This is a genomic window from Cellulomonas xiejunii, from assembly GCF_024508315.1.
GTDB classification, from domain to species: Bacteria; Actinomycetota; Actinomycetes; order Actinomycetales; family Cellulomonadaceae; genus Cellulomonas; species Cellulomonas xiejunii.
The window spans coordinates 4,111,930-4,136,466 of the sequence record NZ_CP101987.1 but is presented as its reverse complement, the minus strand read 5'-3'; the positions used below and the strand labels follow the sequence as shown (position 1 = coordinate 4,136,466).

Genomic DNA, 24,537 nt, shown 5'->3' with positions numbered 1-24,537 from the left:
TGGCGTTCGCCTCCCGCTCTCGCCTGTCCGTTCGGCTCATCCGCGACATCGCCCAGGCCGCAGCCAGCGTCACCGTCGTCGCGTACGAGACGTGGCGTGGCCGGGCTCTCCGCAGCCCCGCCCACCGAGCCGGGTGGGCGAGGTACCGCCCTACTTCATTCGCTCGGCGAGCTGCTCGAAGAAGTCCAGCACCATCGCGGTGCTGTCCGGGTTCTGGGTGAGTTCGTAGCCACCGAAGCGGTAGACCTCGTAGCGCGCGAGCCGGAGGCGTCGATCCTCAGCAGCCATCTCCGAGTATCGGGCTGGGCTGGCGGTGTCCCCTTCGGCGTAGTGCTGTTTCCCATCGACTTCGATGACGACACGCTGGCGGTCGCTGTACAGCAGCAGGAAGTCCATCCGCTGACGAGCGAGCCTGGTGCCGCTGGCCATCCCCCGGCGGGTGCGCTGGTTGTACGGGTCGTAGTGGAGGTACACCTGCGGAATCAGCGCGGGGATGTCGAACGAGGATTTGTAGCGAGTGGCGTAGGCGTCGAACACGACCTGCTCGGCCTGGCTGTCTAGGGACTCGCGGAACCGTTTGTGCAGCTGTCGACCGATGGTGAGGTCATCGATCGCGTCCGGGAGGTCCTCGCGTTCGCGCCACCACTGGATGAGGTGCGAGTACCGCAGGCCTTCGCCCTGGATCGGCCGGTCGTATACGAGGCAGTACTCCGCGTTTGTCACGATCTCGATGTCGTTGCTTACTGCGTCGCGCAGCACGATGTCGGGCTTGGGACCGTTCGCGGCAAAGATGAGGTTCTTGGTCGGTGCCTCGACGCCGCCGCCGCGCTCGTAGGCGTCGATGTAGCGTCGCAGCCCCGTCAGGAGTTGCTCGGGGACTTCAAGTTCTGCGTCAAGTCGTCGAGCCAACGCGACGAGTTGCGGCAGCAACAAGCCATCGATGTAGCCGCCGACGAGGGTTCGCTTGGACTCCGCTTTGCTCGGCCCGGAGTCGTCGCCCTCCCAGACCAGCTTGAGCTCCTCGACGAGGACGACTTCCAAGTTCCGGCGGGTAAAGCCGCTAATCAGGGCGTCCTCGATGGCGGTGCGAAGTGTGCGCCTCGAGACCTTCGCTGGCGGAGGCGCGCCGGATCCGTCGGCTTCGCCCCAGGGAGAGGGGCCGCTCGGGAAGAACCTCACGCGAGCAGTCTGGCCCGTTCTCCCGAGGCGCCCATGGGTGGCGCGCCGCGTGCGTGGCGAGTCGGTCCTGCAGGACGACCGGTGCAGGTCGCGCGGTCGGTTGGCGAGCGCCACCTACTCGCACCTACACACCACTGATGTGCACAAGGCGTACGGCGGGTCTGCTCCCCGCGGCGGGCTACAGCGATCACGTCTCGCCGGGCCTCCGGCGGGTAGGCAACAGGAGCGATCCTGATCCTTTCAGCGAGGATCACGTCCCCACAGGCCAGGAGTCAACAGAACCAGGAGCAGTCCCGGGGCCTCGCCCGCTAATCCAGAAGCAGCACCAGCACGTCCTACCCACGTTCGGGTGGGAGCCGTTGCGCTACCTGGGTGACTCCGCGCTGCAGCGCCGAGATCGGTTGTCGGTGCTGTACGGCACAGTGCTTCAGGAAGCACAGGACGGCACCCGCAGGGCACCGGCCTGCCAGGGGTGAACGGCGGAAGGAGGTGCGCGTGAGCGACATCGTCGGTGAGTTCGCGCGCGTGTCCACCGCTTTCGAGCAGCCCACGCTGGGCCTTCTGCACCGGCGGGACGCTGCGGTGATCCTGGCGCTGTTCCGCTCCACTTTCAGCAACGAACGCCTCAGCGTCCCCACGGTCAACCTGCACCAGCACGTCGAGACGTGCCTGGGCGAGCTGAAGGCCGCGGGCGTGACCCCGCTGCCGCAGGGTGACGGGCGCACCTTGTGCCAGAGGTGGATGAATGGCCAGTGGCTCGTGCGGTCCGCCGAAGATGACGGGACCGAGACGTACTCGCTGACCTCGCACGCCCGTGAGGCGTTGGACGTCGTGCAGCGCATGATGCGTGACCGGGCCGCGCTGTCTGAGCATCGCATCGCGACGATCGTGGCAACCGCTCGTCGGTTCAACGCCGAGGCGAACCCGGACCGTGCCTCACGCATCGCGATCCTCGACGCCGAGATCGCGCACCGTACCGCCGAGCGCAACCGCTTGGCCGAAGGCGGACCGATGGCCACGGTCACCGAGGAGTCGATGCTGCTGCGGTACATCGAGCTGCAGGGCCTGGTTTCCGGGTTGCCGTCGGACTTCGCCCGCGTCGAGGAGTCCTTCACGACGCTTCGTAAGACCCTGCTGGAGTCGTTCCGCGCTGAAGGCGTCGGTGCCGGGCGTGTCGTCGACGAGTACCTCGAGCGCGCCGAGAACCTGATGAGCAGCACCGCCGAAGGTCGCGCCTTCGAAGGCGCGTTCGACCTGCTGCGTGACGAGGCGCTGCTGCTGCAACTGCGCGAGGACCTGAACGCGCTGCTGGAGCACCCTCTGGGAGCCGACATCCTCACCGACTCCGATCGTCGCGAGCTGCGCGGCATCGTGCGGCTCATCCACACCGGCATCGAGTCGGTCCTGACCCGCCGCTCGAAGGTGACCGCCGCGCTGCGGGAGTACATCGCCACCCATAACCCGGGTCGAGACCGCGAGCTCGAGCATGTGCTGCGGAAGCTCGACGACGAGCTGACCCGATGGATGAGCGGCGCCGGCCGGCGCGCGGCCGTTGACGTCCGTCTGATCCCCGAGCGGGTTGAGGTCACGCATCTGCGCGAACGGTTCTACGACCCGAGCATCGAGAGCGACCCCGACCCGTTGTTCAGCCCTGAGGAGGAACCGCCGACATCGTTCAGCCTGCAGGAGCTCAAGGCACACGGCGGACCCACCCTCGGTGCCCTGCGCCAGCACATGAACGACCTGTTCGACGCCGGGAAGTTCACCACCCTCGGGCAGATGTTCGTCCAACTCGACGACGACCTGCGCCGGCCCGTGGAGATCCTTGGCGCACTGCAGCTGGCGACCAACCACGACGGCATCGAACCGACCGAGGGCACCGAGCAGTACCAGACCGTCCGCCCCGACGGGCGTAAGCGCACCTTCACCGTCCCTCGCATGGCAGCACGCCCCGCACCCGCGACCGGAGAGCACGCATGAGCATCGACACTGAAAGGGACATCGACGACGAATCCGTCGAGTCCGGGTCGCGGACCGCGGAGTTCGAGGGGGACGACGGCCGGCTCGACCCCGACCAGCGCAAGGCGCTGATCACGATGCTCAAGCACCGGTTCATCACCGCGGAGTCCCACCCCAAGGCTTGGGCGACGATCACCGCAGACCCCCGACCGATACGCCGGCACCTTCACGACATGTACCTCGAACTGGTCCTGGACCGCGGCCGGGAGGTCGCCTACAAGAGGCAGGTCGCACCCGAAGGCGGCGCCGCACCGTTCCCCACACTGCTGTACGACACAGCATGGAACCGTGAGGAGACCTTGCTGCTGGTGTACCTGCGCACCCGGTACCTGAACCAGAGTGCCGCCGGGGAGACCCGGGTGTACGTCGACCGGGAGGAGATGCAGGAGTTCGTCGCCCAGCGCCGCCCGGCGCACGCGACGGACCTGTCCGGTGACCGCCGCAGCGTCAACTTCGCCATCGGCGCGCTGCACAAGGCAGGCATGCTGATCGGCGCGTCGACCGGGGACAGGTTCGTGGTGTCCCGCGCCGTGGAAGTGATGCTGCCGATCGACAAGCTGCACACCCTGCTGGCCTGGGTGCGCGAACGCAACAGCGACGAGCAGGACCCGGCGACCCAGGTCGACGAGGCCGCCGCCGACCTGCGGGGCGACGACCAGAGCGCTGCCGACGCTGAGCTGACGGGCATCGGGGGTTTGGCGTGAGTACCGACATGCTCGACCCGCTGTTCACCGACATGGGCGCAGATCCACAGGCGTCACCCAGAGCGTCTTTCACGCAGAACACGATGCTGCCCGACCCGCAGTGGCGCGCCGAGCTGCTGCAGGTCGCGAACTGGGGCGGCTTCGAAGGCGTGGTCCCCATCGAGTTCGCGACCGGTTCGACGCTGCTGTCCGGTGCATCCGGCGCCGGCAAGTCGACCATTCTCGACGCGTACATCGCCCTGATGATGGATTCCTCGACGTCGTTCAACGGGGCGTCCAACGAGGCGCAGTCGGGACGGGCCCGCTCAGCCGAGCAGCGCAACCTGCTGTCGTACCTGCGCGGCAAGCTCGACACGACCGAGGAGGACGGGCAGCAGGTCGACAAGGTGCTACGCGGACGCGGCAAGCCCACGTGGGGTGCGGTCGCGATGACGTTCGTGTCCGACCACGGGCACCGGTTCACTGCCGCCCGCACGTACTGGGTACCTGCGCGGGCCACCCGGTCCGGGGAGATCTCGATGAGGATGCTCACCCTCGACGGAGGGTTCGACCTGCACGACCTCGAACGGTTCGCCGTCGTCGGTGACGACCACTTCCCCACGCAGCAGCTGCGTGCCGCGTTCCCCATGATGCGCACCCACGACAAATACGTCGCGTTCAGCCAAGCGATCTTCACCAAGCTCGGCATCGGCGCTGGCGGCGAAGGCACCAAGGCGCTGCGTCTGCTGGCCCGCATCCAGGCCGGCCAGCACATCCGCACCGTCGACGAGCTGTACAAGGACATGGTTCTGGAACGCCCAGAGACGTTCGAGAAGGCCGACCTGGCCATCGGACACTTCAACGAGCTCGAGGCGTCCTACCAGGCGATGGTCGACGACCAGCGCAAGGTCGAGACCCTGCGCCCCATCACCGCCGCCTACACCGAGCGGCAGGCAGCCGTGCAGCAGCTGCACGACCTGGACACCCTCGGCCTGACCACCCCCGGAGACACCCCCGCCAGGCTGTGGCAGCTTCGGACCCGCTCCGGACTGCTCGAGCAGCGCATCAGGCAGGTTCGCGACCAGCTGGCGACGAACCGCGAGCTGCGCCACGCCATCGACGCCGAGGAACGTGAGGCCGAGACCAGGTCCAACGCGGCCGCCGCGGCGTACAACGACGCCGGCGGGCAGCTTCTGAGCGCTCTGGGCGTTCAGATCGCCAAGGAGCACGACACGCGGACCGCCCGGAACCGCCGCCTGGAGCAAGTGCAGCAGGTCGCCACCGTAGAGGCGCTGCCGTTGGCCGGGCGCAACGACTTCGACGCGGTGCGCCAGGTCGCCGACACCCTCGCTTCGGCGCTGGGCAAGCGACTCGACGACCTCGACAACGAGCATGCCCGGCTGGGTCACGAGTCGTACCCGCTGCACCAGCGCAAGTCCGAGGTGGCCACTGAGAAGGACTCGCTGTCGAAGCGCAAGGGTCGTGTCCCAGCCGACCTGGACAACCAGCGCCGGGAAGCAGCCAGCGCAGCAGGCCTCGACGTCGAGGACCTGCCCTTCGTCGCCGAGCTTATCGACATCCGCAGTGAGCACGACCAATGGCGGCTGGCGATCGAGACGCTCCTCGCGGGCGAAGCCCGTACGATGCTCGTGCCCCGCGAGCACCTCGAGCGGCTCTCGCGCGCAATCAACTCGCTTCCCTGGCGCAAGCGTCTTCACTTCGAGGGCGTCGAACGGCACGCCTGCGAACCGGGCCTGCCGGCCGACGACACACTGGTGACAGGCAAGTTGACGTTCAAGGACTCGCCGTACGCCGGCTGGGTCAAGCGCAAGGTTCTGTCCCGCAACGCCCGCTGCGTGTACACCCCCGAGGAGCTTGCCGGCGACGAGCTGCGCGTCACCCTCAGCGGGCAGACCCGCCGCGGCACCCGAGGTGCGCACGGCACGACCGGGCAGCACTCGATCATCGGGTTCAGCAACACCGACTTGATCGGCGACCTCGACGCTGAGATCGCCGAGCTTGAGGTACATCTGACGCGGATCGCCACGCAGCAGGCGGACCTCAGGGAGCAGAGCCGGACCCTGAACGAACGCAACGCGCGGTTCGCCACCGTGCGTCAGACCGCGTTCGACGATATCGACGTGTGGTCCTGCGACGCCAAGATCCAGGACCTGGAGACGCAGCGTCATCGCCTGCTGGCCGCCGACAGCCAGCTGCACGAGCTGGAGGAACAGGCATCTGCAGCCAAGGCTGCGTACCTGAAGGTCGCGCACCGCCGGCAGTCCCTGGACGAGGAGCGCGAGGACCTCGACGCACGACACGCGCAGCTCGTCGAAGACCAAGATACCGTCCACACCAACCTGTACCGCATCGAGGACGCCGGCGAGGTCGACCTGACCCCGGCCACGCAGCAGATGCTCGACACCGCGTTCGCGGAGGCGGGCGGCGGTGACCTCGAGGGGTTCGATTCCGCCCTGGTTCGGACATTCGACAAGCTGCGCGCCACCTCACGTGAGGCGCAGCGCCGAGTGGAGCAGACGACCGAGGCCCTCGAGCGGCAGTTCGGGCTGTACAAGTCCACATTCGACCCGGACAACCCGAACCTCGGGGTGAGCGTGGACGCGTACCGCGAGTACGCCGAGATCCTCCAGGCTATCGAGTCCACCGGGCTGCACGAACGACGTGACAAGTGGCGCAAGGCACTCGTGGAGTGGAGTGGGGAGGACCTCGTGCCGCTGGCGCACGCGATGACGGCCTCCATCGACGAGATCGAGGACCGCCTCGGCCCGATCAACGACATCCTTCGCCAGCTGCCGTTCGGGGCATCCGACGACCGGTTGCAGATCCGGCTGCGAAGGCTGCAGCGGGACAACGTGACGTCGTTCCGGGCCGAGCTCAAGCGCCTGTCGTCGCAGGCCACGACCGGCGTCAGCGACGACCAGCTGCAGCGACGCTTCCTCGACCTACAGCAGTTCATGGCCCGGATCCGTGAGCGCGCCGACCCGCACCTGCCGAACAACCTGGCCGCACTGGCCGACCGCGACCACCTGCTCGACGTGCGCCGGCACGTGGAGATCACCGCCGAACGCCGCGACGTGACGCTGCAGAACCTGCTGTCGACCCACTCGTCCCTGGCGGGCAAGAGCGGCGGGGAGACCCAGGAGCTTGTCGCGTTCATCGTCGGTGCAGCCCTGCGGTACCGCCTCGGGGACGACCTGCGTTCACGTCCGAGGTTCGCCCCCGTAGTCATCGATGAAGGGTTCATCAAGTCCGACAGCGAGTTCGCAGGTCGTGCCGTCGAGGCGTGGCGTGGGCTGGGGTTCCAGCTGATCATCGGCGCCCCGCTGGACAAGGTGACCGCCCTGGAGCCGTACGCCGACCTCGTCCTGTCGGTCACCAAGCGCGTCGACAAGGGGTACTCGTACGTCACGCCCCTGCGAACCACCACACCCGGGCAGCCGCGGTGAAGACCCCGCCCACCGTCCTGGCGGACGTGGCCCGGCGCCTCGCACGCACCTGGGCTCAGCACGCCACCTCGAGCGCAGCCGGCGTACCGGCTGAGGGTCTATGGCCCCATGAGTTCGCCATCGGCAACCCCACGCAGAACGAGCTCGAGCGCGACTTCCCCGCGTACGTGCGGCGGGTCCAGTTGTGGTGGGCGTGGGCCGAGGAGCACCGGGTGCAGCTTCGGTGGCGGACTCGGCACGTGTCGAGCACAGCCCAGCAGTTGCCCACGCACCTGGTCGTCGAGGACATCTCCGCGGCTGCTCGGCTGGCAGGAGCGCCCTGGCCGGAGCGGCTGGTGCGGGCCGAGCACCGTGCCGCCGCCCTGCGGGACCGGTTCGACGGGAACCCGAACCTGGAGCGGGTCCTCAGCGGCTCCGTCGACCTCAACGACGTCGACTTCGAGCTGCTGTGCCGTGCCGGTGCCTGGTTCGCTCTGAACCAGGACTCCCGACTTACACCGCGACAGGTGCCAATCGAGGGCATGCACGCCAAGTGGCTGAACACCCGCCAGGCCCTTGTCAAGCAGCTGGCCATTCTGGACGACCTGGGCCTGGCGCCGCGGCACCCGTCACGTGTGCACTTCACGTACCTGGACCCGCAGTACCGCGCCACCAGAGGACGGATCCACGACTGCATAAGCACTGGTGACAACGCCCACCTGCCGTACATCCCGAGGGTCGTGCTCATCTCGGAGAACAAGGACACCGCGGTGTGGTTCCCACCGGTTGCTAGCGCCATCGCGGTCGAGGGCGCCGGCAGCGGCGCGGCCGCGTTCGCCGCCGTGAACTGGATTCGGGACGCCGAGGTGCTCGTGTACTGGGGTGACATGGACGCTGATGGGCTGGAGATCCTCAACGAGTTTCGAGCCGCAGGGCTGCCGGCAGTCCCGCTGCTCATGGACTTCGAGACCTACCTGCGGTGGGAGAGGTACGGGGTGAACGTCGACGCCAAGGGCAAGGACCTAACGAACCGCCCGCCCCGCCCGGTCGAGCAGCTGCCGGCAGAGCAGCGCGAGCTGTACTTCAAACTCATCGACGAGAGATGGACACGTGTGCGGCGCGTTGAGCAGGAGCGCATCCCGCTGGACGTGGCCCGCGCTGCCCTGATCGCTGTCGTCACCGAGCGTCGCCAGGTCAGCGTCGATGCGTAGTCGGCGGCGGCTCAGGTGAGGTCGACGGTTCGCGGCGAGTACGGCCCTGACTACCTCGCCGATACAACTGGACGACTCTCGAGCGGTAGCTCAGTCGTCGTCACGGTCTCGCCTGGTCGTCCGCCTCGGCGTCACGATCCTGCACGGGAGCGGGACGCCGCTGCGCTACTCTCGGCGACGGCTGTTCACTATCGCCCCTGACCAGGCCGTGTGTCCTCCATCGGGTGTCGTAGCCCAAGAGAGCTGAGGGATCGCCGATGGCTCGATTCGGAGCGGAGCCGGGTGAGCGCGGGTCCTCGGAGATACGGACGACCAGCGATGGGATCACGCAGGTGTGCTTCGTCCCACTTTCCACTCCGGAATCTGGCTCCCCGGCGGCGTCCCGACTTGCGGACGGCGTCAAGCTCCTGGAGATAAGTCCTTCCAGTGGGCGTCTAGCAATCTATCCGACGGACACCCGGCATTGGAGCGACGACTTTCTCGGCCCGAAGTACTCGACGATCGAGAAGATCACCCTCCCCGTCGACCTCGATTACGAGTACTGGGATGTGCATGACGTCCTAGAGAATCTCCCCTCAGGATTCACCAAGGACCTGGAGTACGGACTTGGGTTGGCGCACGAGCACGACTGGCTCGTCCGCCTGATCGAGGAGCACACGGCGTGCATCGAGATGCGGTTCGTGGATGGCGGTCAGACCCCGGCCGTCGATGGTGAGACGTTCACGCTTGGGCTCGCGTGGTTTGGCGCGCTCGTGGCGGAACTCCGCAGGATCAAGTCGCGCGGCGACCACGCGTCGCTGCGTGTCCGCCGCGCCTACGGCCACAATCAGTTGGCTGAGTATCTGCGAGTGGAACCGGTCAGGTACGCATACGGGCGGCACGTGGACAGCAGGTTCATCGCTGGGGCCGCCCTTGACCGTGAGGAGGTGACCGAGGAGGTCGTGGCCTCTCTGGCGGAGGCGGTCTCGAGCCGTGTAACCGAAGCGGCTCGTGTCGCCCCGGCTCGCATGGTCGCCCTGCAGCGCGAAGTGGAACTAGCTAACCTTGACCACTTGATTGAGGCGTACCGGGTTGCCCTTGACGCGAGGCATCCCGAGCAATGGTGGCAGACGTTCTTCGAAGAGAACATCTTTGCACTCCAACTCCTGTTCGGCGGTCCGACGATATTTGTTGACGCGCAGGTCGCGATCGGGTCGGGCGACAACCGCCCCAAGGGCAAAAAGATTGCCGACTACCTCTTTCAGAACTCGATGACGAACAACGCGGCGTTGGTCGAGATCAAGAGGCCCAGCACGAAGTTGCTAAAGCGACGCCCGTACCGCGCGCGCGTATATGGGGTTCAGTCGGAGATAAGCGAAGCCCTAACGCAGGTGCTTGACCAGGCGCGAGAACTGACTCGGAACGAGCTCGCCACCAAGTCCCGGACGGGCCGAACTTCCTGGGTGACCAGCTCCCCTCGTTGTTTCGTCGTTGCAGGTCGAGCCAGCGAACTCGACACCCACGACAAGAAGAAATCGTTCGACCTATACAGGGAGCACCTTGCTGGGGTGCAACTTGTCACATACGACGAGATCCTCGAACAGTTGAAGAACCTCCGAGACTTCCTCGCGGCCGATCGTCGAGCCGGATCGCCCGCGATCTCGTAGGTCTCGCCCGGTAGGTCGCCCGGAGCTGGGCGTGGCTGCTCACGGCGCGAGCGAGCTCCTCTCTGCCGACGGCCTCGCCGTCACCCTCAAGGACGTCGCCCGTCGCGTGGCCGTCGGCGGCGGCGCCGAAGGTCGGGGGACTGCGCCGTCGTTACTTTGACCAAAGTCCCGATATGGGGTGGTGCCGGTCAAAGTAGGTCGTTTAGCGGCAGTCAGTGTTCCGTGCATCTCGACCGCAACCGCCGCCGGCTGTTGCGGTCGCTCCGCTCACCGCGCGCCGAATTGACTCTAAGGTAATTCGATCGTCGGGCACGAGGCGGGATGGCGGCCTTCGGTCAAACGGCGACCGGCGCGCTCTACGGGCGAGTTGGCGTGCACCCTCACCCTCGCCCCGCTGGGTGTTTTGGAGGCGTGTCGTGCCCAGATCGAGTCAGAACACGGGTGTCCGGTGCTCTCGTCATGCTACCGGCTGCGCATCAGGAGCTCTAGGGTGTTCTCATGCCGTCACCACTACCAGTCGATGTCGAGATCAGGCTCGAGCGATCCGCGCAACTGCTCAACGAACTTAGTCACATCTGTGTGGATTACTTGGCGAGTAACAAGTCGAAAACTGAGGTAACCCCTATTCCGGAGAAGTGTGCGTATCTCGTTCGCTCACACGTCGATCCGCCGCCTCCAATCACCAGTGCAATTTTTGGGGATCTTCTCAACAACTACAGGTCGATCCTCGACTACATCGCTCGCAATCTTGTCGTTACAGCTGGGCTAATACCCATTGATGGCGGTCCGGGGTCCACGATGTTTCCAATCAGGGAGGCGCGACCAAAGAGCGGCACGGTGGACGTTGCGCCAGGATTGACTTCGCAAGTTCGCCGAGTGATCGACGGTCTCCAACCGTACGCGACCTCGCAGGCAGCATCACCCGACGGGCGCAAGCACCCGCTACTTGACTTGTTAGAACTGAATAACCGTGACAAGCACCGGCTCCTCAACGTTGCCACCCTAAGCAAGAGTGGCAACGTCGTGTTCGTTCATCGTGGCGACGTCGAGGGTCTCGTCATCACACCGGACATGCGCCGGTACAAACTCAAGGTTGCGCCTGGTGAGGACCAGGTCATTGAGGTGCACCCGGACGACTTGTTCCAGGAGGCACGGGCGCGGGGCATGTGGTCGTCGACCGTCGTGCTTGCGGAGTCTGGCGGAGCCTGGAGCGGTCAACTTGAGGGGATCGGGCGCCGAATCGGTCTGCACATCGTCAATGAGGTTATCCCGCCGCTTATCCCATTCATGAGCAGGATCTAGCGTCGGCGGCATCCGTACACCGGCCAACCTGTCGCCCGCGACCTTCCTCGCGACGATGGTCAACCACGTGCTCGAGGCGACACCCGTGAGCATGCACCGGTCGGCTCGACTCCAGTCCGAGGCGTGACGACCCGAGTGCCTGACCATGTCCGGGTCAGTTCGATACGAAACGACGACGTCGCCCGCCCGAGTGGCCATGCCTCACGCCGAAGACGAGGGCTTCGGGGTCGGCGCACGACCTAGCAACTGCTGGTACGACTCCGCGGTCTTAAGAGCCTCCGCCATGCGCTCCACGAGCTTGGGCCGGTAGACGAACTGCTTGAAGGCTGGCGAGTACAGGCAGAAGCCGTCCGACTTGGGTAGCTGAGCCTTGTCGCCCGACTTCGCCGGCCCGATCTGCCAAGCCTTCCGGATCACGGTGAAGTCGTGCATTCTAAACTCGAAGGGGATGCGCTGCTCTACAGCTGCGGCAGCTTCCTTCGGCAGCATCTCCTCCCCGTGGATCGCCTCGCGATACTTCTCCGCGACGATCACGCTGCCCTGTTGCCCGAGGAGTGCTTGCAGCTCTTCTGCTGTCAGTTCGTCCTGACGAACGAAGTTCAGCGCCAGGTCTGCTTCGGTCTTGGGGCCCTTCATCGGCAGGAGCAAGAGGCGGTACGCGAAGCGTTCGTCACTTCGAACCTCATCGCCAAGTCCCGCTTGAAACTCGGTGATGTAGCTAGTGACGGCAGAGGGCAGACCTCGCCTGAGATCGCGCTGCTCCTCGTATCGAGATGGGCTGAGGGACTGGACGAACACCGGGAACTTGAGCTCGCTACCGAGCGTCTCGCGGTTGCCGAACCTGCGCACCAGCTCGGCCTCGAAGTTGATGATGCAAGCGTGCGCCTCAGCAGCGGTCGCGACCAAAACTGAGTCCTGGAAGCGGTGCTCGACGTGGTTGCGTAGGCCGATGAAGAACTCGACGTTCGCTCTGATCGGGCTGGCGTCTTTGAATTCGTGCCTGACGCATTGAGCCAGGTCCCAGGTCTTCTTCGAACCGTCGGGGTTGCGCTTGAACAGCCGACGTCCACCTGACTCGCGGTAGAAAATCTCGGCGTTGCGGCGCATTCGGTCGGCGTGGAGGAGGTTCTGCCAAGCAAGGTGGATGTGAACAATGAAGTCGCCAAAGCTCCGACGATCGCCGGGGCGGTTGTAGAAGTCGATGGCGACGAGAGCTTGTCGTCTCGCCTCGTCGAGCGTGTGTCTCCATGCAGGTGGGCGCGCCATATGCCCAGACTGCCGACTCGGCCGCGCGAAGTGCGCTGTTTCCAGCACGACACGCCCAGTAGATCGCGAAAGAGTCACCTGCTGCCGCAGTCGTACTCCGGCCCGCGGGCCTCGCAGGCGTGCTCCGGCACTCCTGTCGATCCAGCAACGGCCTGGGACGCTGACCGTTTGCGGGAGGCGCGCCAGTGCGGTTGTCTCCGACCGCGGTGCTACACGCTCGCGCTGATCGGGCTCGGGGAACCTGTAAGGCGCACTGGAGTGGTTGGCGTGTTCGGGCCGGATATTGTGCGTGGCATGGCCGACATGCTTCCTCTCACGAAGCCATCGTCCCCAACAGCCCCCGGACGTCCACCTCGATGCAGTCATTAGTGATCTGAACTTCGCCCACCGGGGATACGTCTACCAGGACCTGTTGGCCGCGGTGGCGGCCGTCGATGTCATCCTCGGACGCGTCGAGCGTCTCTGGTGCGACACGCGCTTGTGCGGTGGCGGTCGACTTACCTTTCGCAACTCCCGCGAAACGCCCGAGATCGCGCAAAGTGCAGCGGCGTGTCCGCGCAGTCTGCGCTGCACGTCGACATTCCGCTTGTCGTGTTGTCGACGTGCAGCCTAGTTTTCGCGATCGTACGGATACGTTTCGTAAGTAGCGCTGGGCAGGTGGGTGCCACCGCCACGACATCGTGCGAGTAGTTGGGGTCCGCCAGGCCCTAGCAGGGGGACAACGAGGAGGCGGCTTGGCGACATCGGCTCAGGTCCGGAAGAAGCTCGCGGACGTCGCTCAGCGGCGCGCGAAAGTCGACACCGCTCCTGTGTCGAGTTGTTGTCGAGATGCACGACACCTTGACTCCCTGGGGTCGGTAGTCTGACTAGTTGCTGCGCGGCACGCCCGGCCTGGTCGTATGCGAGCTGCGCGGCTGCGGCGGATGCCGGATCACGGAAACGCGCGTTGCGCGGACCGGGCGCGCGAACCCGTCAGTCGATCGGTGCGCTCGTCGTCGCCGCTGGTAGGACCAGGCCGCCGCTTCAACCGATAGGAGCTCAGTGAGAGACGGCGCGGCAGCGGAGCTCCACGCGCTTGTCGCCGCCGTGCCCTGCCGTCCCGTCCTGGTCGGTATCGACGGTCAGGGCGGGGCCGGCAAGTCCACGTTCGCCCGAGCTGGCGTCCCTCTGCTCGCCGGTGCAGTCGTCGTCGAGGGTGATGACTTCTACCGCGACATGGACAGCTGCACGCGTGCCGCGCTGTCTCCCGCTGCCGGTGTGCAGCGGTACTTCGACTGGCAGCGGCTGCGGAGCGAGGTTCTCGAGCCTGTACGCCGAGGCGACCCGACGCTGCGCTACCAGAGATACGACTGGGTACTCGAGGAGATGGGCGGGTGGGTCGAGATGCCCATGCCTGATGTCGTCCTCGTCGAGGGCGTGTACACCCTGCGGCCTCAACTTCTCGACCTCGTCGACATCGCGGTGTGGGTGGACGCATCTGCAGAGACCCGCCTGCAGCGCCAGGTCGAACGCGGCGAGAACGCCGATGAGTGGATTGCTCGGTGGGTCGCTGCGGAGGACCACTATGTGGCTACCTACGACCCCCGTTCTGCGGCGGCCATGCGCGTCCTGGGCGCCTGACCACAGCCACCGCCGTACGGCGGCCGCTGCGGGAAGGGCGCGGTGAGGATCTCCCTGAGCCCCATCACCACCAGGCTGCCCATGACGGCGCGGATGAACCGACGTAGTTTGCCCGCACACCCCTCCGGACGGCTGGACGGTCAAAGTACGACGCCTGACGCCGGTCGATCTGTCCTGCATCTCGACACGTGTTGTCGAGATGCAGGATAGTTTGAAAACACGGCCGGGATACTTTAAGTACGGCCAGTCCGACAGCTGCGGGCTCGCCGCTTATCCGCGCCAGGATCGTGCCGAGGGGCAGTCGTGGCCCGTACCCGGGACCATTAACCACCCACATCTCGACGTCGTCGCCGTCGTCCTCGTGTTGCTCGTCCTCCCACGGCTCCTGTCGTGGCTGGCTTGTCGGTGCTCGGACCTAGTGTGCGGAGCATGACGCGGTACATCGACGAGGATCTGCACGGTGCGGAGTTCCGCGAGTGCGATCTGACCGGGGCACGCCTGATCGGCGTCGTCATGCAGGATGCCGTGATCGACGGGCTCATCACCAACCTCGTGGTGAACGGTGTCGAGGTCACCGAGTACGTCGAGGCAGAGCTCGACCGGCGTCATCCGGTGCGGGTGCTGATCCGCTCCGAGGACCCTGCCGATCTGCGCGAGGCATCGCGTCAGCTCCATGCCGGCTGGGCCGCCACGATCGAGCGACTCCGCCGTACGCCCGGCATCGAGCGCCGCAGCGTGAACGACGAGTGGTCGGCGGTGCAGACGATGCGCCACCTGGTCTTCGTCCACGACTCGTGGTTCCGCCGCTGCTGCCTGGGCTCGACGGAGCTGTTCACGCCGATGGGCATCGGGCCGACCGTCGAGCCCTACCGTGGAGCGCACGGGCTTGACCTCTCGCTCGATCCGGCCCTCGACGAGATCGTGAGCGTGCGTGACGCACAGGCAGCCGAGCTCGAGGCCTGGCTCGACGAGGTCACCGCTGATCAGCTCGCAGCGCGAGCTCCGGTGCCCGACGGCGATGTCTGGCCGCCGTATGCCCGGGGCCGCTTGGTGCGGCAGTGCCTCGGCACGGTGCTCAACGAGACGTTCGAGCACTACCGCTTCTGCGTCCGTGACCTCGACCTGATTGAGGCACAGGACGCTCAGTAGGGCGGGCTACCGACTGAGCATCTTGCGGATGCGGGCATCGCTGACCGTCTGCGCGGTGGCGAGTTGTTGGGCCCAGAGCCGGCCGCGGTACCTCTCGAGTATCCGGAGCCTTCGCTAGAAATTTGCAACCGATCCGCGAGGGCATGGCGACGAATGGGTTTCAAGCCTTAGCAGCCGCAGGAGGACGCTTGGACGGTCCTGCCATCCGCTCGGCGACGTACTTTCAGGCCGCGGAGGTCTCAGCGGTGCGTGGGGCATGTCCTTTGATCGACCGCACGGCGTGGTGTTGGTGCGGCGCACCACCCTGGGCTCTCGGTCGGGCAACTCGATCGCGACCGTCGCCTCGACGGCGTGGACGGTGACTGTGGTGCCGGCATGGACTCGACCGAGGGGGATCTTCTGTCCCGCGACGACGATCACGCCGGTGGCCGAGGCGCGCCGTTGCACGGTGACCGGCTCCAGTGCGGGACGCGGGCGTTCCCCGGCGGGGACGGCTTGCTGCAGCTTGTACTGATCGCCAGGGGCGAGGGTGTTGGGCCTGGTGCGCAGGACGACGCCTGTCCAGCTGGTCCTCGTCCGGCGCCGAAGCGCACCGGCCACGCGCACGTGGTGCGCGAGGCCGGCAGCGCGCTCGGTCCCCGGCCCCGGCCACATCCGGGTGCGGCCGACGTTGCGCTCTGCTAGACCTGGGCGGACGGCCGACCCCGCGTGAGGGGCACGCGAGAGCGGCCGCAGGGGGCACCGATGTCACGTGTGCTGTGGACCGTCTGGCTCGCCGGGGTCACCGACTCCGACAACTACTACAAGTCGACGACGGTGCGCTTCCTGCCTACCGACGTGGTCGCGACCATCGCGGTGTCCGCGTTCCGGGCCGAGCTTCCCGCCCGGGACAACCTCATCCGGCCCGAGGTGGACGCTTGGATCACTGAGGCAATCCCCGCCGACCAGTGGGGCTCTCACCGATACGGGTCCTCGAACTCCCGCTGGGCGGACGGCATCAGCGAGCTGACGTTCAACATCCGCGTGTCACGGGCGGCCACCGCCGCCACGGGGATCGTGCACGACCGCCGCGACTCGATCTCCAGCACACGCGCCGCACAGGTGCTCGAACGGGCGCTGGTGGACCGGGACACCGGCGCCATCCACCGCCTGCACACCGACATCACCCTGGAGGGCGCGACCCCCGTCGACGTCGAGGCGCTCGAGGCGGTCCTGGTACGCGGAACCCGTCTCAGCGTGGTGGGCGCGGAGCCCCTCTCCGACGAGGCGGGCGTGCTCGCACCGCGCTACGACCCCGACCGAGATCGCGTCGTGTTCGAGCCGCCGCCTGCCCGCGGCGCCTGACCCGGCTGAACGTAAGGGCCAACGGCTACCGCGCCTGGTGCCTGTGACAGGGTGGCGGGTCCTCCGTACTTTGACCGACGGCGGCGCCGAGTGCCCTGTCGGTCAAAGCAGCCCGCACGGGGTCGGTCGATCTGCGTCGCATCTCGACAGTTATCGTGTCGAGTGGAAGATACTTTAAAGAATCGGGCGTCGATACTCTAAGTACGTGATGAGTCGGGACGCGGTGTGGTCGACGAGGCAAGAGTTCGTTCGACTGGATCGGGTCGACGGTCGGTCTGACTACCCATGGCCAGCGGCGACCTGAGGGCCGCCGACCGCCAGGGGCACGGTTTGGTGCCCGATCGGGCAAATCCGAGTCCGCTCCTTTGCTCGCGCGGAGTGCGGGGCAGAGGATCTTGTGCAGACCCCGCTCCTCGACTGCCCGCACACCGCGGGGCAAGAGCGGGGTGGTCGAGGTGTTCCCTTTGGTGCCAAACCAGTACTCCCTGCGGTTCGCCCACCGTCAGCTGACCGCCGAAGCGGCGCTCGCTTCGCCGCCAGACGTGCTTACCGGGGTCACCAGCGACGCCGTCATCGCGCTCGCGGCGTGCTCGGTCCTCACTGTGGCAGACCTCGCCCGATCCCTCCTGTTCGCACACGCGGTGCAGATCTGCCGAGCCGCCGCGGAGCACGACACCGCCCTTCCTCGGGACATCCTCCGCAAAGCGCACGACGTCCCGGTGCACGAGCTACCCGGGCAGCCTCTCGACGTACTCGCGAGCTCCGCCACCCGCACTGAGCTGGCGGCGCTGGGCCGGGCCCTTGGGACGCTGACGGTCCACGACCTCGCTGCGTGGGCGCCCTACCACGCGAGCCGCCTTCTCCTCGCGTCGGTCAATGGCGCCGCCCCGACCGACGCGATTGATGAGGCGCCGCAAGACCTACTGCCCACCAACGGCGCCTACCCGACCGAGCGCGTCCAGTACGAGGTTCTGACGTTCACCGAGGAGCTCACCGGCAGTGCTGTTGCGACGGGGACGGACGTTGGAGCGACTGGTCCACGGGACGTGACGACGCTCGTAGGGGAGGGCTTCCAGCGCCCGGGCGTCGGTGCGATCCTCACGTACACGCAGTCGTGGTTCGCGAAAGGGCTCGCGCTGGGGAGCCTCATCCACAGCGTGGCGCTCGGCCCCGGCGAGAGCACCCGGATCGCCATGGTCGACTGGTCGCGGCGGACGGGCACGTCTGCGAGCGAAGAGATCGTCGAAGGGGAACGACTCGAGTCCGACCTCGTGCGCAACCGCGCCATAACGGAGATCACCAACGCCGTGGCAAAGGAGACCCAGACGGGTCAATCGACAGCGATGAACTTCGCACATGCCACCCAGTACGGCGAGGCGACCGGCAACGCCGGCATCGACGTGCCGAACCTCCTGGCCCCGTCGCCCAGCGTCTCGACCCGCGGCACGTCCTTCGGTCAGTCGAACTCGACAAGCTTCGGGACGGCGTGGTCGACCTCAAGCGGGGACCGGTCCATCAACGCCGACGCCAGTCAGCAGATCGCAGACAGCACACACCAGGCATCGCACCTTGAGCGCAGCCGGCGCGCTTCGATCGTCCGGGAAGTTTCACAGTCGGAGAGCGAAAAGATCTCGACCCGTACTCTGACCAACTACAACCACATGCACGCCCTCACGGTCCAATACTACGAGGTCGTACAGTTGTACCGCTCAGTGCTCGAACTCACCCGGGCAGTGCGTTGCCTGTACTTGCCGCTCGCGCTCGTGACGTTCACGCCGCACGTGCTCGAGCGATACCGAGCCGTGATCGCCGCGGCCGGTCTCGTCCCGCGGGTCCGCGCGCTTGCCGTCGCCCCGCCGGGTCGCATCGGCATGTGGTCCACCACCCGCTCCGGGCGGTGGAACGCCGAGCGCCTCGCATGGGCGGCCAAGACGCTCGGCACCTCGATCGGCGACGCCGACGACGATGTCCTCAACCTTCCAACGGATCTTCCGTTCTCCGACGTGGTGCTCGACGGACCGTTCACAGCCCTTGCCGTTGAGATGTCCGACGGTGAGGTGGTCCGCCTCCCGCTCGAGCTGGACGAAAGCAACTCGCCTAACCAGGGTGCCCGCCACGTCGCGGAGGGGGCCCGCTCCGCGAGCGAGCGATTGTTCGGTGAGCGACTCACCGAGGTGCGCAAGGTGTCCGCAATCAGGGCCGATGACGCGGCGGGCTTCGCCGGCATCATCCGGGTCAAGACGTATGCGCTCTCGGCACTTCCGAGCATCGACGGCCCGTTCTGGCCGGTCGAGTTCCCGGTGCAGGTCGTGCCAGGGCACGCTCCCGTCCCGTTGTTCTCACTGGCGCCGACGATGGCGACACCTCAGCTCCAGCGGCACGTGGAGGACAACCGGCTCCACTACAGCCAGGCGATCTGGCGCTCGCTCAGCCCTGCGGAGATCGGGGCGCTCCTCGCGGACGCCGTTGTCGACCTCGGGAACGGCCCGGCCTCGCTCACGCGCCTGGTAGACCCGGTCCCGGTGACGCTTGCGGCAAATTACTTGGTGTTTCGGCTCTCTGGGGAGTCGAGTGCCGCGACGAAGGCCTGGTTCGACGACCGCGGGATCGTCTTGGGCCCAACCCGCGAGGATCTCGTTCCGGTACCGAGCGGCGGGGTCTTCGCCGAGGCGGTGCTCGGCCGGTTCAACTCCGCGGAGAAGCTTGACCTGACGCGGTTCTGGAACTGGCATGACTCGCCGATCCCCATCACGGCGCCCGAGATCGCGCCGGTTGCGACCGGTTCGCGTGGGGAGCCGGACCAGACGGTGCCCGGGCAACTCGGCCAGCCCGTCCTCAACATCGTCAACGCTCCCGCGGCCCCCGACCCGCAGGGCATGACCGCGGTGCTCTCGGCGATCCAGAACGGGTCGATGTTCCGCGATATGAGCGGGCTTGCGGGGACGATCGGGCTCGTCCGCGCCGGCCTCGAGGCGGCGCAGCAAGGTGCGACCGCGGCGGGAGCCCAGGCAGGTGAGAACGCAGCGGTCGCCGCCGAGCTAGGTGCGAAGGTCGCCGAACTAGCCGCGAAGGTTGTCGCGGCGTACTTCACCGGTGGTGCGTCGCTCGCCGGCGAGGCGGCCAACCTGGGTGGACTCTCCGGGCAGGGAGCGAAACTCAATCACGCCCGTGACATCGACCGCCGTGACGCAGAGGCGGGTGCCAGCGGTGCTGCGAGGGCGGGTGGCGAAGAATCTGACGCTGGCGGGAGAGGCTCAGGGGAACCGGGAACCAGCGGGTCCGGCGCAGTTGGATCACGCGGTAGCGGGGCGCCCGGCGTCGGCGACAGACCGTCCGCTGGCTCGATGAACCAGGAGAAGCAGACGTTCGAGGCGATCGGCGGTGGTGGCGGTGTCGGGGGCCTCCTTGGCACCATGCTGTCCACGGCGCTCGGGCAGACCGGTAGCGCAACTGGGTCCGGTGGCAGCACGGATCGACCGCCGGAACGTCCCTCGCTGCGGGATCGAGGTTTCGACTTGGGCCGCGACGCCGTCCTGATGGAGTCGTACCAGCGGTTCCAGGGCGAGGAATGGATGCCGAACGACAAGCCAGCCCAGGATTTCTACTGGTCCAAGAACGCCCAACTCCGCGGCGCGGTGAAGATGCCTGTACCGGCGCCGACGACGGCGGCGCGATGGAACGCGCTGGGCTCCACGCCGAAGATGGTGCTCGGAAGCTTGGGCGGGTTCAATGCGAACACGCTCAATCCGAACGCGGCCGGACTTGCGAAGGTCAAGGCCGCGTACGCGAAGTGGCCCGGCGGCCACGTCGCGGTCTACCAGGGTGGCGGTTCCGTGGACACGAACAGCTGCAACCTCTACGTAGGTGAAGCTTTGTTCCGTGACGGGATCCTGTCGCTGCGGTCGGACCGGAAGTACTGGTCGGCTAACGAGATCTGGAAGGGGTTGCACCCCCGGCTGCGTCGGATCGACAACGTGGACGCGGCCCGCGGTGATATCGCCGCATGGGGCAAGCACGTCGAGATCGTGACCGAAGTTAACCCTTCAACGAACCTCTTCTGCACGATCGGCGGTTACCGCCGTAACCCGCCCATGGGGACGGTGATGTGCGGCGACATTGATCCGGTCCGCCACATTCTCACGGCCGCTGAACTGCGAATCTACCGCGTGCGATGAGCGTCGGGAGGGTGTCGGAAGGTGTGTGCAGGCTGGCCGATCTTGGTGGTGACGGGGTCGATGTCGCCGCACATTGACCCGGCTCGCCGGACCGGCCCAGCCGGTCAGCGTACGACGCTCAGCTGTGACCAACCTCTGCTCCAAGAGCGGGAAGGCGGGGGTCTACGAGCTCTACGACGCCGTCACCCAGGTCGTCCGCTACGTCGGGGAGACGAACGACTTCGCGCGCCGCGAGCGGGAGCACCAGGCGGACCCGAGGTACAGGGGCCTCGTGTTCCGAGAGGTCCACCAGGCGGACAACCGCAACGTCCGACGGGGACTCGAGCAGGACCATTTCAACGCGAAGTGGGGGGACGTGGACATCCGGACAGCGCAGGCCAAGGGCAGTCTCAACGGTCAGCGCCCGATGGCGCGGCTCAATCCCGCTCGGCCGCTGCGCGAGAAGCTCGTGGACCTGTGGAAGGCGACGTGCTGAGCGCGGCCTGGTTGCTGGCACGATGGGCCGCGTGAGCGCAGCGGCATACCGGGTCGGGGACTGGTTCGCGATCCCTCTCGCCAACGGCACGTTCGCCCCGGGGCGGGTCGTGTTCCACACGCCGCCGCAGGGGGTGCTCGGCTACGTCTTCGCCCCGCGACCGACGCTGCCCACGCGCGCCGAGCTGGCGGATCTCGAACCGGGGGACGCGCTGCTGGCACAGAGGTTCTCGGGGCTGCACATCGGTGACCCGTGGCCGCTGCTCGGCGGCGCGGGCGACGTCGACCGCAGCAGGTGGAAGACCCCGGAGTTCGAGACGGACCTGCGTGACGTCTACCCCGAAGGACGTGAGGTGCGGGTGGACCTGGTCGACGACCAGCTGCGCCGGGTGCACTTCTTCCACGCACCCCTCAGCGAGCTCGGCCGACGCCAGTACGGTGGCGTGATGGGCGCTGTGGCGCTCGAGCGGTGGCTCCTGCACCAGGTGCGGGCGAACGCGCTCGTCCCGTTGCGCACACAACCGTGGTGGGACAACCCGACGCCCGTGCCGCCGGGCGCGGCACCGCCCCCGGCGCCCGAGCCTCCGTCCGACCGTGTCGTCGTCGTCGTACCGGGGCGTGGGCGCTCGGTGGGCGACATCGTCGAGATGACGTTGATGCTCGGGCTCGCGCCCGACGTCGGCGAGGTGGACGGCGCGATGCGGTCACGGGACGAGACCGAGATCAGCGTCTACGGTCCCGACGGCCGACGGCTGGCTGACCGGGTCCTCGAGCTCGTGGGCCCGCTTCGCACACCCGGGCTGCACCTGCTGGTCCGCGCCGGTGACCAGGAGTGGACCCTCAGACCGCACGAGTGAGCACGCGCCGAGGACCGCCAGGTCAGGACGATTCCCACGGCCCTCCGGGTAGACGTCGTTGGTGGCGCACGTCGCGAGGGCGAGGAAGAGCAGCTCTCCGCCGCGGACGGCCGAGCCCGGCGCGCCGCCGCGCGCGGGCAGGTCGAGCGCCAGCCCTGCCCACCGGCCGTCCCCGGGCAGGGCTTCATCGTCGGTAGCACGGCCGTCCGGGTCTGCAACGGCCGGGTGGTGATCGTCAAGCTGATCGATCGTCCCGCTGATTCGGAGCGATGCTCGGCAGGACGTGACGAACCTGCTCCTGTCACAGCTGCCGTTCGTGTGCGAGGGCCTCCAGATGCCCGAGGCGGACGGTCCCCGTCAGGGTTGACCCCGATCGGTGCGTCAGCGGTGCAGACATCGGTCACCACGCCTCGCCCCGAGTGTCCGTTCGCGGCCCATCCGTACTGTGACCGACGGCGGCGCCGCGCGACCTGTCGTTCAAAGTAGCCCGCGCGGGATCGGGCAATCTGTGCCGCATCTCGACATTTGTTGTTGTCGAGATGCAAGATTGTCTGACTAAGGGGTCTCGATAGTCTGAGTACCCCCCGGAACGCGTGACCCGCGCGGGGGACGTCGACTCGTGGGCCGTCGAGACGTAGGACACGCCGACTTCCGGAAGTCAGCCGTCCGGCGGGCGCGACCGTCACGCGTGCGCGGCGTGGTCTGCGAGCACGGCCTCGAGGACGCGCCGCGCACCGGCGCGTGCGCCGGGGTCGTCATGCTGCCGGTCCATCGTGATGAGGGCCTTCCACAGCGCCCACCCCCGCGCTCGTGCCCACATGGTGGGGTCCGCGCCGACCGCTGCTCGGAACGCTTCTCGTGAGCGGCCGTCGAGGACGGTCCAGGCGATCACCAGGTCGCAGGAGGGGCCCCCCCAGCCGCAGGTGCCGAAGTCGATGACCGCGCTCAGGACGCCGCCGCGCACGAGGAGGTTCCCGGGCGCCACGTCACCGTGGAGCCAGACGTCTGGCCCGTCCCACGCCGACGTCACGGCGGCCTCCCACACGTCCGTCGCGGCCCGGACGTCGACCTCGCCGGCGAGCGCATCGAGCGCGTGGCGCGTCTGGTCGTCGTAATGGCCGACCGGGCCGCCGCGCCACCAGTTGTGCTGACCCGGCGCCGGCCCCGGCCCGGGCGCGTGACGCAGCGCGTTCAGGAATCCCGCGAGGTCGACTGCGAGGCGGGTCAGGTCGGCGGGCGGGGCAGCGTCGACGGAGGCACCCGGTAGCCACCGGTACACGGACCAGGGCCACGGGTAGCCCTGGCCGGGCATCCCCGCGGCCACCGGTGCGGGGATCGGGAGCGGGAGGTGCGGCGCCAGGACGGGCAGCCAGCGCTGCTCCTTCGCCACGGCCTCGATGTACCATTCCGCGCTCGGTAGGCGTACGAGCAGCTCGTCCCCGAGGCGGAAGGTGCGGTTGTCCCAGCCGCTGCGCGCGGCGGGCGTCACCGGCAGCGTGGCCCACGCGGGGTGCTGCTCGGCGACCAGGCGGCGCACCAGGTCGACGGTGATCTCCGCAGCGTCGAGTTCGTCACCCGCCGCAGGGTAGGGCGCGCATGCTGGAGGTTCGGAGCCATTTCCGCCCGTTCTCGCCCGGACCTGTCGGCGCCGCGCAGCTGACGGCGAGTACGTTCCGCGGTCGTGATCCGATTGGCACGGGCGGGACTTCCCCTGGTCAGGTTGACTCCTGGCCTGTGAGGACGTGGTCCTCGTTGGAAGGACGGAGTCCTCCAACGCGAGCCGACGAACAAGGTCGACCCGAACGCGGTCATTGTCCTCGTCGATGGCGAACGCATCGGGTACCCGCCGTCGTTCATCGCACGAGATCTCGACCTACCCGCCGGGGCGTCGACGCCTTGTGCCGGTCCAGATGTTCGCGATCACCCAGGACGGCCGCACTCGTGCTGAAGCGTGGACGTGGTTGCAGGGCGGCGCCCCGGCATGGAGCGCCCCGGCCACACGTTCACGATCCGAGCGCAGAAGGCAGCTGCACGCCGCGCCTGAGGGGAAAGGCAAGCTGGTGAAGTGTCGTTCGCCCGGCTCCGATTCAGTAGTCGCCCCAAACGCGGACGCTTCAGGGTGATATCTGAACATTGGGGTCACACCGACGACCGTCCGCGAATACC

General features: G+C 67.3%; 15 protein-coding genes. 12 read left to right on the top strand and 3 right to left on the bottom strand.

Annotation, left to right across the window (positions count from 1 at the left end; translation table 11 throughout):
• Window positions 1–150 precede the first annotated feature (150 nt).
• Window positions 151–1,179, bottom strand: a complete 1,029-nt coding sequence (locus tag NP048_RS19025; protein WP_227576886.1) for a hypothetical protein — start codon at window positions 1,177–1,179, stop codon at window positions 151–153.
• A gap of 495 nt (window positions 1,180–1,674) precedes the next feature.
• Here NP048_RS19025 and NP048_RS19020 point away from each other — a divergent pair, with 495 nt between their 5' ends.
• From NP048_RS19020 to NP048_RS18995, 6 genes are all read left to right on the top strand, one after another.
• Window positions 1,675–3,159, top strand: a complete 1,485-nt coding sequence (locus tag NP048_RS19020) for a DUF3375 domain-containing protein (protein WP_227576885.1) — start codon at window positions 1,675–1,677, stop codon at window positions 3,157–3,159.
• Window positions 3,156–3,902 carry a DUF4194 domain-containing protein gene (locus NP048_RS19015; RefSeq protein WP_227576884.1) on the top strand — a complete coding sequence of 249 codons (747 nt, stop codon included), beginning with the start codon at window positions 3,156–3,158 and terminating at the stop codon, window positions 3,900–3,902. The genes NP048_RS19020 and NP048_RS19015 overlap by 4 nt, the downstream gene beginning before the upstream one ends.
• 8 nt (window positions 3,903–3,910) lie before the next feature.
• Complete coding sequence (locus NP048_RS19010) at window positions 3,911–7,348, top strand: ATP-binding protein (protein ID WP_256769382.1); 3,438 nt, start codon at window positions 3,911–3,913, stop codon at window positions 7,346–7,348.
• On the top strand, window positions 7,345–8,538 hold the full coding sequence (locus NP048_RS19005; RefSeq protein ID WP_227576882.1) for a Wadjet anti-phage system protein JetD domain-containing protein: 1,194 nt from the start codon (window positions 7,345–7,347) through the stop codon (window positions 8,536–8,538). Before NP048_RS19010 ends, NP048_RS19005 begins: the two co-directional genes overlap by 4 nt.
• Window positions 8,539–8,795: 257 nt before the next feature.
• Entirely contained in the window at window positions 8,796–10,184 is a 1,389-nt protein-coding gene (locus tag NP048_RS19000) for a Shedu immune nuclease family protein (RefSeq protein ID WP_227576881.1), read from the top strand.
• A gap of 498 nt (window positions 10,185–10,682) precedes the next feature.
• On the top strand, window positions 10,683–11,486 hold the full coding sequence (locus NP048_RS18995; protein WP_227576880.1) for a hypothetical protein: 804 nt from the start codon (window positions 10,683–10,685) through the stop codon (window positions 11,484–11,486).
• A 201-nt stretch (window positions 11,487–11,687) separates the two neighbouring features.
• Here NP048_RS18995 and NP048_RS18990 read toward each other — a convergent pair whose 3' ends face one another.
• Window positions 11,688–12,752, bottom strand: coding sequence for a DUF3644 domain-containing protein (locus NP048_RS18990; protein ID WP_227576879.1), 1,065 nt, complete (start codon window positions 12,750–12,752; stop codon window positions 11,688–11,690).
• Between the two features lie 1,041 nt (window positions 12,753–13,793).
• Here NP048_RS18990 and NP048_RS18985 point away from each other — a divergent pair.
• The 6 genes from NP048_RS18985 to NP048_RS18960 all read left to right on the top strand — a co-directional run bounded on the left by NP048_RS18985 (window position 13,794) and on the right by NP048_RS18960 (window position 22,371).
• Complete coding sequence (locus NP048_RS18985; RefSeq protein WP_227576878.1) at window positions 13,794–14,372, top strand: uridine kinase family protein; 579 nt, start codon at window positions 13,794–13,796, stop codon at window positions 14,370–14,372.
• Window positions 14,373–14,801: 429 nt separating this feature from the next.
• Window positions 14,802–15,521, top strand: a complete 720-nt coding sequence (locus NP048_RS18980) for a DinB family protein (RefSeq protein ID WP_227576877.1) — start codon at window positions 14,802–14,804, stop codon at window positions 15,519–15,521.
• Between the two features lie 744 nt (window positions 15,522–16,265).
• Window positions 16,266–16,865, top strand: coding sequence for a hypothetical protein (locus NP048_RS18975; RefSeq protein ID WP_227576876.1), 600 nt, complete (start codon window positions 16,266–16,268; stop codon window positions 16,863–16,865).
• A 446-nt stretch (window positions 16,866–17,311) separates the two neighbouring features.
• The gene (locus NP048_RS18970) at window positions 17,312–21,040 is read left to right on the top strand and encodes a hypothetical protein (RefSeq protein ID WP_227576875.1); all 3,729 of its coding nucleotides are present in this window, start codon (window positions 17,312–17,314) and stop codon (window positions 21,038–21,040) included.
• 124 nt (window positions 21,041–21,164) lie between these two features.
• Window positions 21,165–21,515 (top strand): GIY-YIG nuclease family protein, encoded by a 351-nt coding sequence (locus tag NP048_RS18965; RefSeq protein WP_227576874.1) that lies wholly within the window; start codon window positions 21,165–21,167, stop codon window positions 21,513–21,515.
• A gap of 31 nt (window positions 21,516–21,546) precedes the next feature.
• The gene (locus NP048_RS18960; protein ID WP_227576873.1) at window positions 21,547–22,371 is read left to right on the top strand and encodes an immunity 26/phosphotriesterase HocA family protein; all 825 of its coding nucleotides are present in this window, start codon (window positions 21,547–21,549) and stop codon (window positions 22,369–22,371) included.
• Window positions 22,372–23,053: 682 nt separating this feature from the next.
• Here the strand turns inward: NP048_RS18960 and NP048_RS18955 are convergent.
• Window positions 23,054–23,908, bottom strand: a complete 855-nt coding sequence (locus NP048_RS18955; RefSeq protein ID WP_227576872.1) for an aminoglycoside phosphotransferase family protein — start codon at window positions 23,906–23,908, stop codon at window positions 23,054–23,056.
• Between the last annotated feature and the right edge of the window lie 629 nt (window positions 23,909–24,537).

Coding starts and splice junctions, on each gene's coding strand:
- NP048_RS19015 (WP_227576884.1), top strand. CDS start 3,156: ATGAGCATCGACACTGAAAGGGACATCGACGACGAATCCGTCGAGTCC.
- NP048_RS19010 (WP_256769382.1), top strand. CDS start 3,911: ATGCTCGACCCGCTGTTCACCGACATGGGCGCAGATCCACAGGCGTCA.
- NP048_RS19000 (WP_227576881.1), top strand. CDS start 8,796: ATGGCTCGATTCGGAGCGGAGCCGGGTGAGCGCGGGTCCTCGGAGATA.
- NP048_RS18995 (WP_227576880.1), top strand. CDS start 10,683: ATGCCGTCACCACTACCAGTCGATGTCGAGATCAGGCTCGAGCGATCC.
- NP048_RS18990 (WP_227576879.1), bottom strand. CDS start 12,752: ATGGCGCGCCCACCTGCATGGAGACACACGCTCGACGAGGCGAGACGA.
- NP048_RS18980 (WP_227576877.1), top strand. CDS start 14,802: ATGACGCGGTACATCGACGAGGATCTGCACGGTGCGGAGTTCCGCGAG.
- NP048_RS18975 (WP_227576876.1), top strand. CDS start 16,266: ATGTCACGTGTGCTGTGGACCGTCTGGCTCGCCGGGGTCACCGACTCC.